Origin of the sequence: Brevundimonas sp. 1080, from assembly GCF_040545985.1 — a bacterium.
Taxonomy (GTDB): Bacteria; Pseudomonadota; Alphaproteobacteria; order Caulobacterales; family Caulobacteraceae; genus Brevundimonas.
Map to the genome: position 1 here is coordinate 185,033 of NZ_JBEPMW010000002.1, position 13,770 is coordinate 198,802.

General features: G+C 69.0%; 12 protein-coding genes and 2 pseudogenes. 9 read left to right on the forward strand and 5 right to left on the reverse strand.

Annotation, left to right across the window (positions count from 1 at the left end):
• Window positions 1-99 precede the first annotated feature (99 nt).
• The gene (locus tag ABIC32_RS06345; protein ID WP_354073225.1) at window positions 100-861 is read right to left on the reverse strand and encodes a LytTR family DNA-binding domain-containing protein; all 762 of its coding nucleotides are present in this window, start codon (window positions 859-861) and stop codon (window positions 100-102) included.
• A gap of 136 nt (window positions 862-997) precedes the next feature.
• Between ABIC32_RS06345 and ABIC32_RS06350 the strand changes: the two genes are divergently transcribed.
• Both ABIC32_RS06350 and ABIC32_RS06355 read left to right on the forward strand, forming a co-directional pair.
• A complete protein-coding gene (locus tag ABIC32_RS06350; RefSeq protein WP_354073227.1) occupies window positions 998-1,987 on the forward strand; it encodes an alpha/beta hydrolase family protein in 990 nt (329 codons plus the stop codon).
• Between the two features lie 153 nt (window positions 1,988-2,140).
• Window positions 2,141-3,430 (forward strand): sensor histidine kinase, encoded by a 1,290-nt coding sequence (locus tag ABIC32_RS06355; protein WP_354073229.1) that lies wholly within the window; start codon window positions 2,141-2,143, stop codon window positions 3,428-3,430.
• Here the strand turns inward: ABIC32_RS06355 and ABIC32_RS06360 are convergent.
• On the reverse strand, window positions 3,427-3,909 hold the full coding sequence (locus ABIC32_RS06360) for an Lrp/AsnC family transcriptional regulator (RefSeq protein ID WP_284877767.1): 483 nt from the start codon (window positions 3,907-3,909) through the stop codon (window positions 3,427-3,429). The two genes, ABIC32_RS06355 and ABIC32_RS06360, sit on opposite strands and share 4 nt — an antisense overlap.
• 84 nt (window positions 3,910-3,993) lie before the next feature.
• Between ABIC32_RS06360 and ABIC32_RS06365 the strand changes: the two are divergent.
• Window positions 3,994-4,903: pseudogene (locus ABIC32_RS06365) on the forward strand (EamA family transporter).
• Here the strand turns inward: ABIC32_RS06365 and ABIC32_RS06370 are convergent.
• Window positions 4,900-6,400, reverse strand: a pseudogene (locus tag ABIC32_RS06370) (methyl-accepting chemotaxis protein). The pseudogenes ABIC32_RS06365 and ABIC32_RS06370 overlap by 4 nt on opposite strands.
• Window positions 6,401-6,603: 203 nt before the next feature.
• On the opposite strand from ABIC32_RS06370, the gene fliI reads away from it, so the two are divergent.
• Genes fliI through ABIC32_RS06385 form a run of 3 tightly spaced genes read left to right on the forward strand, consistent with a single transcriptional unit; the run spans window position 6,604 to window position 9,477 of the window.
• A complete protein-coding gene (fliI, locus tag ABIC32_RS06375) occupies window positions 6,604-7,947 on the forward strand; it encodes a flagellar protein export ATPase FliI (RefSeq protein ID WP_292181470.1) in 1,344 nt (447 codons plus the stop codon).
• Between the two features lie 8 nt (window positions 7,948-7,955).
• Window positions 7,956-8,366 carry a flagellar export protein FliJ gene (locus tag ABIC32_RS06380; RefSeq protein ID WP_055803572.1) on the forward strand — a complete coding sequence of 137 codons (411 nt, stop codon included), beginning with the start codon at window positions 7,956-7,958 and terminating at the stop codon, window positions 8,364-8,366.
• 43 nt (window positions 8,367-8,409) lie between these two features.
• Window positions 8,410-9,477, forward strand: a complete 1,068-nt coding sequence (locus tag ABIC32_RS06385; RefSeq protein ID WP_354073232.1) for an endo-1,4-beta-xylanase — start codon at window positions 8,410-8,412, stop codon at window positions 9,475-9,477.
• A gap of 81 nt (window positions 9,478-9,558) precedes the next feature.
• On the opposite strand, the gene ABIC32_RS06390 is transcribed toward ABIC32_RS06385, so the two are convergent.
• Together ABIC32_RS06390 and ABIC32_RS06395 are read right to left on the reverse strand one after the other, a co-directional pair.
• Window positions 9,559-9,804: a hypothetical protein gene (locus tag ABIC32_RS06390; RefSeq protein ID WP_055753007.1), complete on the reverse strand. Its 246-nt coding sequence runs from the start codon at window positions 9,802-9,804 to the stop codon at window positions 9,559-9,561.
• 91 nt (window positions 9,805-9,895) lie between these two features.
• The gene (locus tag ABIC32_RS06395; RefSeq protein ID WP_017505846.1) at window positions 9,896-10,090 is read right to left on the reverse strand and encodes a hypothetical protein; all 195 of its coding nucleotides are present in this window, start codon (window positions 10,088-10,090) and stop codon (window positions 9,896-9,898) included.
• A 195-nt stretch (window positions 10,091-10,285) separates the two neighbouring features.
• On the opposite strand from ABIC32_RS06395, the gene ABIC32_RS06400 reads away from it, so the two are divergent.
• From ABIC32_RS06400 to ABIC32_RS06410, 3 genes are all read left to right on the forward strand, one after another.
• Window positions 10,286-11,002: a response regulator gene (locus tag ABIC32_RS06400; protein WP_354073235.1), complete on the forward strand. Its 717-nt coding sequence runs from the start codon at window positions 10,286-10,288 to the stop codon at window positions 11,000-11,002.
• Window positions 10,990-12,303, forward strand: a complete 1,314-nt coding sequence (locus ABIC32_RS06405) for a sensor histidine kinase (RefSeq protein ID WP_354073237.1) — start codon at window positions 10,990-10,992, stop codon at window positions 12,301-12,303. The genes ABIC32_RS06400 and ABIC32_RS06405 overlap by 13 nt, the downstream gene beginning before the upstream one ends.
• Window positions 12,304-12,390: 87 nt before the next feature.
• Entirely contained in the window at window positions 12,391-13,770 is a 1,380-nt protein-coding gene (locus ABIC32_RS06410; protein ID WP_354073239.1) for a serine hydrolase, read from the forward strand.

Below are 13,770 nucleotides of genomic sequence, written 5' to 3' on the forward strand. Positions count from 1 at the left end.
GGTCTCCTCGAATGCTGGCGCACAACAGATAAGGCCTTGCCGCCCCACGCAAGGGGTGACGCGCGATGATTTCTGCGAACGACCGTCAGAACCCTTTACCTAAAGCCAGCCGGCGGCCCGCAGATTGGCCACCCGTGCGCGGGACACCGGCGCCGTCAGACCACCAGTCAGGGCCATACGCAGGTTACGGCCGTCCTCGACGACCCCGACGATGGCCGCGCGCGCCACCCACCACGAGCGATGGGTCTGAAGCCCCTCGACGCCCTTCAACGCCGAGACGGCCTGCGACAGCGACATCAGAACAAGCTGCGAGCCGCGCGTCGTGTGCACGCGCACATAATGGTCCTCCATTTGCAGGCAGATCAGGTCGCGCCCCAACCCGGCGGGCAGGGTGCGCGCGAAGCCCGGATCGCCTTCATCCGATCGCGTCGCCGTAGCGGACGTCCGCATCCGCAACAGGGCGTAGAGCGCTACATAGACGGCCCCGATCAGCAGGGCCTGCCCATACCATTCGACCCAGCCGACACGCTGGCGAATGCCGGGCCACAGGACCACGGCGATGATCCGGCTGATCACGGCGGTCGGCCCGCTGGCGACGACGATCAGCATGGGCAGCCAGAACCGCATGGACACGCGTCTGCGGCGCATCCTGGGCCAGGCCCAGCGGATCGCAGCGCCGAACACCGCGCCGCTGATCACCAAAACCGCCGTCCAATAGCCGATCCGCACCGCCAGCCCGTCGTTGAAGAAGCTGCCGAAGGGACCGACCGCGCCCAACACCGCCCCCGTCAGGGCGCAGGCCGCCAGATCGACGGCCCAGGCGCGCGGCGTATTCAGTCTGTCAGCGGCGTTCTGCGTCATCGTCCCTTCCCTCGTCAGCCCACTATCGTCGAACCCTTCGCCCGTCCACGCACCCGTTCGCCCATTGGCGAAATGCGGCTGGCGTTCGCTCGGTCTCGCCCCGAACAGCGGGTCGTCTCGACCAACGGAAACCGACATGCCCCATCGCTCACCGCCGCAAAACCTGATCGCCGGCTTCGGCCTGGCCCTGATGCTTCTAGCCGGCGCCGCCTCGCCCGTGCAGGCGACCGCGCCACAAGCCGAAGGCCCGGCGCGCGCCCAGATCGATCCGCAGGCGCCCGATCAGGTCTTCACCTTTCCCGGCGGACCGGACGGCGCGGTCGAGGCCGCAGTCTGGCTGCCGGCGCGTCCCGCCGATGGCCGGCCCGCGCCCCTGGTCGTCATCTCGCACGGCAACGGCGGCGGCTTGCGCAGCCATGCCGACACCGCCAGAGCCCTGGCCGACGCCGGCTTCGTGGTCGCCGCCCTGACCCATCCCGGCGACAACTATCGCGACATGAGCCGCTCCACCCAACTGACCAATCGCGCGCCCCAGCTCAGCCGCCTGATCAACTATATGACCGGCGACTGGCGCTCGCGGCCGGGCGGCGTCGCCGTCGATCCGAACCGCATCGGCGCCTTTGGTTTCTCGGCGGGCGGGTTCACGGTCACCTCGGCCATCGGCGGGGTTTCGGACGCGGCGGCCATCGGCGACCATTGCGAGGCCCATCCCGGCTTCTTCGCCTGCCGTCTGCTGGACGTGATGGGGATCGACCTGTCGACCTGGCGTCCGCGTGCGAAGGACGACCGGATCAAGGCCGCCGTCATCGCCGCCCCGGCCCTGGGTTTCTCCTTCACGTCCGACAGCCTCGCCGCCGTGCGCATTCCGGTTCAGCTGTGGCAGGCGGGCGCCGACGACATTCTGCCCGCGCCCTACAACGTCGAGCCGATCCGCGATCATCTGGGCGCCGCGCCCGAATACCACCGCGTCGAAGGCGCAGGTCATTACGACTTCCTGCCGCCCTGCTCTCCGGCCCTGGCGGCCGAGGCGCCGCAGATTTGCACGCCGACGCCACACTTCAACCGCGCCGATTTTCACAAGGATCTCAATCGCGAGATTGTCCGCTTCTTCCAGCGAACGCTGTAGCGCCGCGGGGACCGGCCTAGGCGAAACAGATACGGATGACCATGGCTCTTGCCGCCCCACGCAAGGGGTGACGCGCGATGATTTCTGCGCAAACCTTTCAGAGCGGCTATGTCAGCCTATATGTCGCCGTCGCGCGAACCGAGATTTCCGTCCTTGCCCCACACCCGCCCGCCCTCCGACCCCGGCCTGACCCCGGAGATCGCCGAACTGGTCGCCGAGGTGTGGGCCGACACGGCCTCTCAGACCCAGATCCAGATGGACGATCCGGTCGCGCCCAAGGTCGAGGATGCGCCGACGCCCGAGACCCGTTCCATCGCCGACGAGCTGCGCTATCGCCTGAAGCAGCAGTCGCTGCTGGCGCGCTTCGGCGAGGTGGCCCTGCGCGAACGCGATCGTCAGGCCCTGCTCGACGCCGCCTGCGTGGTCTGCGCCGACGGCTTGGAGACGCCCCTGTCCAAGGTGCTGATCCACAATGAAAGCCGCGACCGGCTGGTCTTGGTCGCCGGCGTGGGCTGGAGCGGCGAGGTCGAGGGTCACGCCTCGCTGGGCGTCGAGCTGGATTCGCCGGCCGGCTACGCCTTCCAGACCGGCAAGCCGCTGATCTCCAACCATCTGGAGAACGAACAGCGCTTCCATACGCCCAAGCTTCTGGCCGACCACGGCGTGCGGCGCGCCATCAACGTCCTGATCCGGCCCGAACTGGACGGCGAACCCTGGGGCGTGCTGGAGGTCGACAGTCCAGACGAGGGCCAGTTCGACGCCCGTGACGCCCTGTTCCTGGACGCCTTCGCCGCCGTCGTCGGCGCCGCCATCGCCCGCCAGCAGACCGAGCAGCGGCTTCTGGCCGCCATCGAACATCAGGCCCTATTGACGCGAGAGGTCAGTCACCGGGTCAAGAACAGCCTGTCTCTGGTCTCCAGCCTGCTGTCGATGCAGGCGCGCGGCGCGGCCTCCGACGAGGTGCGCGCCGCTCTGGCCACGGCCGGATCGCGCATCCAGGCCATCAGCGAAGTCCACGACCAGCTGTGGCGCGGCGCCGACGTCCAGACCGTGATCCTGTCCGACTTCCTGTGCCAGCTATGCGAGGCCATCGACGCCGGCAGCGACCGCCATGTCGTCACCTGCGAGGCGTCCGATGCGCCGCTGGGCGCCGACATCGCCATCCCGCTCGGTCTGATCGTGAACGAGCTGGTCACCAACGCCATCAAATACGCCTATGGCCCCGAGGGCGGCGGCGTCTCGGTCACCGGCCGCATCGCCGACGGACGCCTGACCGTCACCGTGGCGGACCAGGGCAAGGGCTTCGACCTGATCGCCGCCCGCAGCGACCGCAGCCTGGGCATGCGCGTAATCGACAGCCTGGTCCGCCAGATCGGCGGCACGATCGAGAACCGAACCCAAGGCGTCGGCGCGATCCTGGTGGTCGAGGCCCCGGCGACCTAGCGCTCCAGCACCGCGCGCCCCGGATCGAAGCCGACGACCTCGCGGATGACGATCATGCTCTTGAAGCCGCGCACGCCCTTTTCGGGGACCAGTTCGCGGATGCCGAAGGCTTCATAGTCCTGCATGGAGCGGACGGCGACGGTCAGCAAATAGTCGGTTTCGCCCGTCACGTCCCAAGCGCCTTGCACCTCCGGGCTGGCCTTCATGGCGCGCTGGAAGGCGTCCATGACCTTACGATCCTGGGTGTTCATCTCGACCTGGACATGCAGGACGATGCGCGGCTCGACCCGGGCGGGATCAATGACGGCGACGTCGGCGGCAATGACGCCCTCGGCCCGCAGGCGACGCAAGCGGCGCAGGACGGCGGATTCCGATAGGCCCACCGCCTCGGCCGTCACCCGCGCCGGCTCCAGATTGTTGCGCCGGACCCGCATCAGCAGCTTATGGTCGAAATCGTCGAGCGTGACGAAATTCGTCATTACAGGGTCTCCATTGACGATTTCCGTCGCATTCAAGCGGAAACTCGCCGGGAAGCGCAAGCGGCGTTACGCTAGCTTTACGCCATGACGTCGCTGGCCCTGAAAACCCATCTGAACTCGCCGCTGGCGGCGCGCCTGATCCCCTATCTGGCGCTGTTTGCGGGCATGGTGACGCTGGCGTGCGGCACCTCCTTCGCCAAGACCCTGTTTCCGGTCATCGGGGCGGAGGGGACCTCGGCCTATCGCGTTGGGATTTCGGCCGTTCTTCTGGTCGCCGTCTTCCGGCCCTGGCGGTTCCGCCTGAACCGCGCGGACCCGGGGCGCCATCGCGCTTTACGGCGTCGTGCTGGGGGCGATGAACCTCAGCTTCTACATGGCCCTGCGCACCATTCCGCTGGGTCTGGCCATCGCCATCGAGTTCATGGGGCCCCTGACCCTGGCCCTGATCCATTCGCGTAAGCCCATCCATTTCGCTTGCATTGGTCTGGCGGTCATCGGCTTGGGCCTGCTGTTGCCGCTGAAGGCCGGGGCCGGCGCGCTGGATCCCGTCGGCATGGCGCTGGCGGCCTTCGCCGGCCTGTGCTGGGCGCTGTACATCGTCTTCGGCAAGCGGCTGTCGCACCTGCACGCCGGTCAGTCGGTGGCGCTGGGCATGAGCGTGGCGGCCATGGTCGTCGTGCCGTTCGGCGTGGCCCATGCGGGCGCCGCCTTGCTGAACCCCGCCATCATCCTGGCGGGCGTGGCGGTGGCGATCTTCTCCAGCGCCCTGCCGTATTCGCTGGAAATGGTCGCCTTGCGCAGCATCCCCAAACGCACCTTCGGCGTGGTGCTCAGCGCCGAGCCGGCGGTCGGCGCCCTGGCAGGGCTTGTGATCCTGCACGAGCATCTGACCGGCCAGCAATGGCTCGCCATCGCCGCCATCGTCGCCGCCTCGGTCGGCGCGATCGCGACGACGCGGGATGCGAAAATCGAGCTGGAGCCGAGCGCGCCCTAGAACTCTTCCCAGCCCGCGTTCGATGCCGCCGCCGCAGCCGCGCCGCCGCTGGCGAAGGCCCGGATGCGGGCGCGTTCGCGGGCCAGGGGGACGGGGGCGGCGGCCTGCGACAGGTCATGGATGCGGGCCTGAGCCGGCGCTTCGCCCGTCTCGAAGCGTTCGACCAGCAGGGCCAGTTGCTCGGTCTCGGACTTCAGGCTCATGGCGGCGGCGGTCGTCTGTTCGACCATGGCCGCGTTCTGCTGGGTCACCTGATCCATTTGGTTGACGGCCGTATTGACCTGGCTCAGCCCCGTCGCCTGTTCCTGAGCCGAGGCGGCGATCTCGCTGACCAGGGCGTCCATCTCCGCCACCTTGACCGCAATGGCCGACAGGGCGGCGCCGGTCTCGTCGACCAGCTTGACCCCTTGCGCCACCTCCTGGCCCGAGGTGGTGATCAGGGTCTTGATCTCCTTGGCGGCTTCCGCCGAGCGCTGCGCCAGAGCCCGCACTTCGGAGGCGACGACAGCGAAGCCGCGCCCCGCTTCGCCCGCCCGCGCCGCCTCGACCCCGGCATTCAGGGCCAACAGATTGGTCTGGAAAGCGATCTCGTCGATCACCGCCGATGATGTCGCTGATCTGGGTCGAGCTGCGCTTGATGCCGTCCATGGCCGCGATCGCCTGGCGCACCACCTCGCCCGATCGGTCCGCCTCGGCGCGAGCGCCCAGGGCCGCCGCGGAGGCCTGTTTGGCGCCGTCCGCGCTGCGTTTCACCGTGGCGGTGATCTGGTCCAGCGCCGCCGCCGTTTCTTCCAGACTGGCGGCCTGCTGTTCGGTGCGGCGCGACAGGTCGTCGGACGCGCTGGAGATTTCGCCCACCCCGCCCCGCAGACCCGACACGGCCCGCAGCGCCTGGCCCATCGTCTGGCGCAGGCTTTCGACTGCGGCATTATAATCGTCGCGCACCCGCACATGGTCGCCCTTCACCGGCGCATCAATCCGCGCGGTCAGGTCGCCGGCCGACAGCTTGTTCAGCACCCCCGCCAGAGCGTCGACCAGCAGGGTCTGGGCGCTTTCCGCCTCGACCCGTTCGGCCTCGCGGCGCGCGGCTTCCTGCTCGTCGGCGGTGATGTCAATCGCCAGTTTGATCACCTTCACCGGCCGCCCGTCGGGGCCGAACACCGGATTGTAGGAGGCCTGCAGCCACACCTCGCGCCCGCCCTTGGCCAGCCGCCGGAACTTGCGCGCCAGGAACTGACCGGCGTTCAGCTCGCGCCAAAAGGCGGCGTAGTCGGGCGAAGCCGCCTCGGCCGGGTCCATAAAGGTCCTGTGGTGGGCGCCCCGGATCTCGTCCAGACTATAGCCCATCGTGGTCAGAAGGTTCTGGTTGGCGTCGATGATGGTGCCGTCCAGGTTGAACTCGATCACGGCCTGCGACCGGCCGATGGCGGCCATCTTGCCGTCCAGATCGATCAGCCGATCCTGCATGTCCGATGACTTCGGTTTACGCGCGAACATAGGTTGCAACCTCTTCGCTGTCGGCCGGCCCCCGCCCGCCTCGGTTGCAAGATTAGCCGCCTAATTAGTTGAAAAACCGTTTCACGTTTGAGTTGCAATCGAGACGCAGTAATCGCGGCCTTATCCCCCGCGTTGCAGCAGCGCTTCATCGGTCGTTAACCACGTTGCCGCATCTGTTGAGACCTGTTCCTGGGGTCTGATTTTTGCGCAATCTCGTCGCCGCCGTCGAAGCGATCGATCCGCTGGTCGTGACCGGCAAGGTCGCGGGCGTGTCGGGCCTGCTGATCGAGTCGCGCGGCGGCCTGTCGCGCCTCGCCGTCGGCGCCCGGGCCGAGATCGGTCGACGCGGCCACGATCCCCTGCCCGCCGAGGTCGTCGGCTTTCGCGATTCCAAGGCCCTCCTGATGCCCTTCGGTCCGGTCGAGGGCGTGGCCCCCGGCGCCGATATCCGCATCATCGATCAGGCCGCCAGCGTGCGCCCGACCACCGCCTGGCTGGGCCGCATCATCGACGCTTTCGGCCAGCCGATCGACGGCAAGGGTCCGCTGCCCCAAGGCCCCGCCCCCTATCCTTTGCGCGCCCCGCCCCCGCCCGCCCATTCGCGCGGCCGGGTGGGCGAGCGGCTGGATCTGGGCGTGCGGGCCATGGATGTCTTCACCACCACCTGCCGGGGCCAGCGCCTGGGCATCTTCGCCGGGTCGGGCGTGGGCAAGTCGGTGCTGCTGTCCATGCTGGCCAAGGAGGCGACGTGCGACGCCGTCGTCGTCGGCCTGATCGGCGAACGCGGCCGCGAGGTGCGCGAGTTCGTGGAAGAGACCCTGGGCGAAGAGGGGCTGAAACGCGCCGTCGTCGTGGTCGCCACGTCGGACGAACCGGCCCTGAAACGCCGTCAGTCGGCCTATATGACCATGGCCATCGCCGAATTTCTGCGCGACCAGGATCTCGAAGTTCTGTGCCTGATGGACAGCGTCACCCGCTTTGCGATGGCCCAGCGCGAGATCGGGCTGGCGGCCGGCGAGCCCCCGACCACCAAGGGCTACACCCCCACCGTCTTCACCGAACTGCCCAAGCTGCTGGAGCGCGCCGGTCCCGGACCGATCCGGCCCGACGGCACGACGGCGGCGCCGATCACCGCCCTGTTCACCGTGCTGGTGGACGGCGGCGACCATGACGAGCCGATCGCCGACGCCGTGCGCGGTATTCTGGACGGCCACATCGTCATGGATCGCAAGATCGCCGAGCGCGGGCGCTTCCCCGCCATCGACGTGTTGAAGTCCGTCAGCCGCACCTTGCCCGGCTGTCAGACCCCGCCCGAGCGCGAGTTGAACAAGCGCGCCCGCCAGTGCCTGAGCGCCTACGCCAATATGGAAGAGCTGATCAAGATCGGCGCCTACCGCACCGGCGCCGACCCCATCGTGGACCGGGCCATCGCCCTGAATCCGGCGCTCGAAGATTTTCTGGGACAAGACAAGGACGATGCGACGCGTCTTTCCGATTCCTTTACCCGGCTGGAAGCAATCCTGAACCAAGGCATGATCAGGGAGTGATGATTTAGATGACCGCTTGGGCCCAATCCCTGATCCGCATCTCCAACTATGAGGTCGAGACGCTGCAGAAGCGCTTGGCCGAGATCGCCGAACGCCGCGCCGGCGCCGAACTCCGCATCGCCGTGCTGGACGCCGAGGCCGAGGGCGAACGCAACCGCGCCCGCATGGACGCCGAGGCCGGCATGATGCTGGGCGCCTATCTGAACGGCTGGAAATCAAGGAAGGCCGCCGCCGAAGGCGACCTGTCGGTGCTGGACGCCGAGGAAGCCGGCGCCCGCGACGCCCTGACTGGCGCCTTCGAAGAGCTGAAGAAGTTCGAACACGTCGCCGAAACCACCAGGCTGAACCAGCTGATCGCCCTCGCCAAGCGCGAAACCGCCGCCTTCGACGAGCTGGGCCTGCGGAAGCGTGCGGTCTGACGACCCGCAGCCTTCTACGTCTGCCTTCGCTGGAGGGAGACGCATGACGCCGACCCGCCGCGGTATCCTCGCCGCCCCGCTCGCGCTTGCCGCCTGCGACCGCTTCGCCTCGGCGGAACCGTCGCCGCCCAACGTCCCCCCGCTGAAGTCCATCGCCCCCGCCCCCTTCGGCACGGCGATCAAGGCCAGCCAGATCGACGACCCGGACTGGGTCTCGCTGGCCCGCGCCAACGTCTCCCAACTCACGCCCGAGTGGGAGATGAAGATGGAGTACATCCTGGCCGACGGCCTGGACCGGCCCAACTTCGACCGCTCGGACCGTATCGCCGCCTTCGCCCGGGCCGAGGGCATGGCGATGCATGGCCACACCCTGATCTGGTACGCCCAAGGCCAGGAGGCCTTCGCCGGCCTGTCGGGCGCCGGCTTCGACCGCGCCTTCGACGGCTATATCGCCACGGTCGCCGGCCGCTATCGCGGCAAGGTCCGCAGCTGGGACGTGGTCAATGAGCCGATCCTGGACGACGGGTCGGGAATGCGAGACTGTCACTGGTCGGCGCGATACGGCCACGACGGCTATATCCTGCGCGCCTTCGAAAAGGCCCGGATCGCGGATCCTGACGCCATCCTGTTTCTCAACGAATACAATCAGGAGAGCGTGCCGGCCAAGGGCGCGCAGTTCCTGAAACTGGTCGAGCGCCTGCTGAAGGCGGGCTGTCCGCTGCAGGGCCTGGGCCTGCAATCCCACCTTTGGATCGACATCCCCGAGGGCGTCATCGCCGCCTATATGCGCGAGATCAGCCAGTTCGGCCTGCCGATCCATGTGTCGGAGCTGGACTGCACCCTGCGCACCGAAAACCGTCTGGACCTCCGTAGTCAGGCCGACCGGATCGCGGCCCAGGGCGCGCGCGTCACCGAACTGGCCTCGGCCTTTGCGGCCCTGCCCAAGGCGCAGCAGTTCGCCTTCACCGTCTGGGGCCTGCGCGACACCGACAGCTGGTATCGTCAGGGCGACAAGGACGACGGCCGGGACAAGCCCCTGCTCTTCGACAGCTTCGGTCGCCCCAATCCGATGGCGGCCGCCCTCGCGGCGGGCTTCAAGACACCCGCCTGACGACAGGCATCTGAATACGGAAACGCCCGGCCGTCTTGCGACAGCCGGGCGTTCCTGTGCGAACCGGAGGGGGCGGCCGGTTTACTTCTTCTTGGCGGTCACGGTCGCCGGCGCCTGGACCGAGGTCTGGGCCTGGGCTTGATGACCCCGGCGGTGCGCACGCGGGGCGCGGGCCGACGGCGCAGGGGTCGTCGCCGAAGCGGTCGCGGCCGGACGGGCGGTCATGGCGGTCGAGGGCGCCGGGGTCGTGCCGGCGAAGGCGGCGCCGCTGGTCAGGGCGACGAAGGCGACGGCGGAAACGGCGGCGGCGGTGCGGAAGGATTTCATGTCGATGTCTTTCTTTTGAAGGTCGAAGTCTCAGGAGTGTCGGGGATCCTGCCGGCCGGGGACGCCGGCAGGACCAGCAAGGCGTCGGGCCTTACTTCTTCTTGGCGGGCGTCACGGCGCGATGGGTGCGGGCGTGGCTGACCCGATGATGCGCACGGGCGGAGGCGGCGGGGCGGGCGTGAGCGCCCGACGACGGGGCCGAAGGCGTGCCGGCGAAGGCTGCGCCGCTGGTCAGGATCACCAGGGCGGCGGCGCCGAAAGCGGCGGTGGAACGGAAGGACTTCATGGCGGGTCTTTCTGTGTGTTTGGCGTCCGGCCTCGTGTCGGACAGTCACTGTTTCGGACCCGCGTCCGGCCGGTTCGGGGCCGGTCGGTGTCGCCGCGTATCGTCGGCGAAGAGAGTTGTGTCAGACTGTATCCGCCGCGCTTTAGCCATGAGACAGGACGACAGATCGCACGTCTTGCCGCTCGCCGAACGCCAATGTCCCAGACCTCCTCCGCCCCCGTCCTTCTGGTCGTCGACGACGACCGCGAGATCCGAAACCTGTTGTCCGACCATCTGGAACAGCACGGGTTTCGCACGGTGAAGGCCGCCGACGGGCGAGCCATGAAGGCAGCGCTGGAGGCCGGGCCGGTCGATCTGGTGGTGCTGGACCTGAACCTGCCGGACGAGGACGGCCTGTCGCTGTGTCGCGGCATTCGGGCGGCGTCGAAAACGCCGGTCATCATCCTGACGGCGCGCGGCGATCCCATCGACCGCATCGTGGGGCTGGAGATGGGCGCGGACGACTATATGGCCAAACCCTTCGAGCCGCGCGAACTGGTGGCCCGCATCCGCACCGTCCTGCGGCGCACCGGCGGCGAGGCGACGACGAGCGAGGGACGACACGCCGACTTCTCCGGCTGGTCGCTAGACATCGCCACGCGGGCGCTGACGGCGCCGGACGGACGGCTGGCCCCGCTGTCGGGCGCCGATTTCGACCTGCTGCACGCTCTGGTCAGGAACGGCGGCAAGCCCCTGTCGCGCGAGCGGATCCGCGCCCTGTCCACCGTCGCCGACGCTGACGACCGCGCCGTCGATCTGAGGGTCAGCCGCCTGCGCCAAAAGCTGGGCGACGACGCCAAGGCCCCGGCCCTGATCCGCACGGTGCGCAGCCTGGGCTATATGCTGGCGGGGCCTGTGACATGGCGAGCGTGAGAACCCGCCAAGGCCGGGCCGAGGCCGAGACCACGCGGCTGTTCCTGCTGCTGGTGGTCGGCGCCCTGCTGGCGGCGGGCGTGACCTTCGCCGCCCTGGGCCTGAACCATCGTCATCGCCTGTCCCAGGCCCATGACTTCACCACCGCCGAACGGATTGTGGACTTGGCCGGCTCCAGCGATGATCCCGCCGTCGGCCTGACCGACGGCCTGCCGGATGCGGCGGGCCAAAAGCTGGGCGCGCCCGATCCGTCGCTGACCCATGCGGTCGCCGAGGCCCTGAAGCGGCGGGGCGTGGATAGGGTTTCGGTCAAGGCGTTCGAGGCCTCGGCCGGGGCGTGCGGCGCGGCGACCGATCGTCTGAGATGCCGCATCCTGGTCCTGCGGCCGGTCAATGGCGCGCCTGTCCCGGTGGCGATCAGCCTGCCGCCCGCCCCGCGCCCGTGGACGCTCAGCCGCGAGGCCGCCGCCCTGCTGTTTGCGGGTCTGGCCGCCGTGCTGCTGACCGGCTGGATGGCCTCGCGGCTGGCGGCCGGTCCGCTGAACCGCCTGTCCCAGGGCGCCGTCGCCCTCAGCCACGATCTGGATCGCCCGCCCCTGGTCGAGGAGGGCGCGCTCGAGGTCCGCGAAGCCGCCGCCGCCCTGAACGCCATGCAGACCCGGCTGAAGGCCCTGATCGAGGATCGCATCCGCGTGCTGGCCGCCGTCGCCCACGACCTGCAGACCCCCCTGACTCGGATGCGGTTGCGTGTCGAAAAGATCGAGGACGAGACCCTGCGCGCCCAGTTCATCAGCGACTTGGCCGGCATGCAGCATCTGGTCCGCGAAGGGCTGGACCTGGCCCGGATCGAAACCACGCTCGAAGCCGTGACCCCCGTCGATCTGGACGCGCTGCTGTCCGCCATTTGCGAGGACGCGGCCGAGGCGGGCCAGCCGGTCGTCTTCACCGATGGCTGCAACGCCGTCGTGCCGACCCGGCCTCAGGCGCTGCGCCGCTGCCTGACCAATCTGATCGACAACGCCGTCCGCCACGGCGGCGATGCGGCCGTCAGCGCCGTGCACGACGCCCATGCCGTGCGCCTGATCGTGCGCGACCACGGTCCCGGCGTGGCGCCCGACCAGTTGGAGCGCTTGTTCGAGCCCTTCTACCGCCTCGATCCGTCCCGTTCGCGCGACAGCGGCGGCTCCGGCCTGGGCCTGACTATCGCGCGCCGCATGGCCGAACGCGCCGGCGCCCATCTGACGCTCGCCAACGCCGACGGCGGCGGGCTGGAGGCGACCCTGACCTTTCCGCAGTCCTGACGAAAAGGTCGCGGCGCCTGCATCCGAACGCCGCGCTCGCCGCCTCTTCCTGAAAGCGTTAGCGTGACGCGTTCAGGAGACCGCCCCTTGCCTCAATCGCCCCTCGCCCGCCGTCGCTCGACGCTCCTGCTGCTGGCCGCCAGCGCCCTGGCCCTCACGCTCAGCCCGCTCGCCAGCCGCCCGGCCGCCGCCCAGGATGCCGCGCGCATGGACCAGGTGATCCGCGCCTCCAGCGAGGCCGGCGCCTTCTCCGGCGCCGTCCTGGTCGCCCGCGACGGCCGCATTCTTCTGGATCAGGGCTACGGCCTGGCCAACCGCGAGTGGAACATCCCCAACAACGGTGATGTGAAGTTCCGCCTCGGCTCCCTGTCGAAACAGTTCACCGCCGTCGCGGTCATGCTGCTGAACCAGCAGGGCAAGCTGGATCTGGATGCGCCGATCAAGACCTGGCTGCCCGACGCCCCGGCCGCCTGGGACGCCATCACCCCGCGCCATCTGCTCAGCCACACGGCGGGCGTGCCCAACTTCACCGCCTTTTCCGACTTCGAGGCCCAGAAGACCCGGCCCGCGACGCTGCCGCAGCTGATCGCCCGGTTCCGCGACCGTCCGCTGGACTTCGCGCCGGGGTCCCGGTTCGCCTATTCCAACTCGGGCTATGTGCTGCTCAGCGCCATCGTCGAGGCGGCCAGCGGCCAGACCTACGCCGACTTCGTCACCGCCAATCTGTTCCAGCCGCTGGGCATGGGCGACAGCGGCTATGACCGCCACGACGTGATCCTGCCCCGCCGCGCCTCGGGCTATGCGCCGGGCGCCGACGGCGTCGTCAACGCCGACTATGTGGACATGAGCATCCCGACCGGGGCCGGCGCCCTGTATTCGACCACCCACGACCTGCTGAAGTGGGAACAGGGCCTGTTCGGTGGGCGGCTGCTGAACGCCCAGTCCATGACCGCCCTGACCACGCCGGTCCGCAACGGCTACGCCATGGGGCTGATGGTGTCCGAGGCCGACGGCAAGCGTCTGGTCTGGCACAACGGCGCCATCGAGGGCTTCAACACCTATATGGCCTATGATCCGGGCGATCGGACCGCCGTCATCGTCCTGGGCAATCTGAACGGCGAGGCGCCGGACAAGCTGGGCGCGGCCCTGGTCACCCTGGCGCGCGGCGGAACCGTCACCCTGCCCAGCGAACGCCGCGCCGTCGCCCTCTCGCCCGAGGTGCTGAAGGCTTATGAGGGCGTCTACAATCTGGCCCCGACCTTCGCCCTGACGATCTCGGTCGTGGACGGCAAGCTGATGGCCCAGGCCACCGGCCAGCCGGCCTTCGCACTGACGGCGGAGGCTGAGGACGCCTTCTACCTGACCGCCGTCGACGCCCAGATCACCTTCACCCGCAACGCCGCCGGCGCCGTCGAAGGCCTGGTCCTGCACCAGGGCGGCCGCGACATGCCGGCCAAGCGTCAGTAG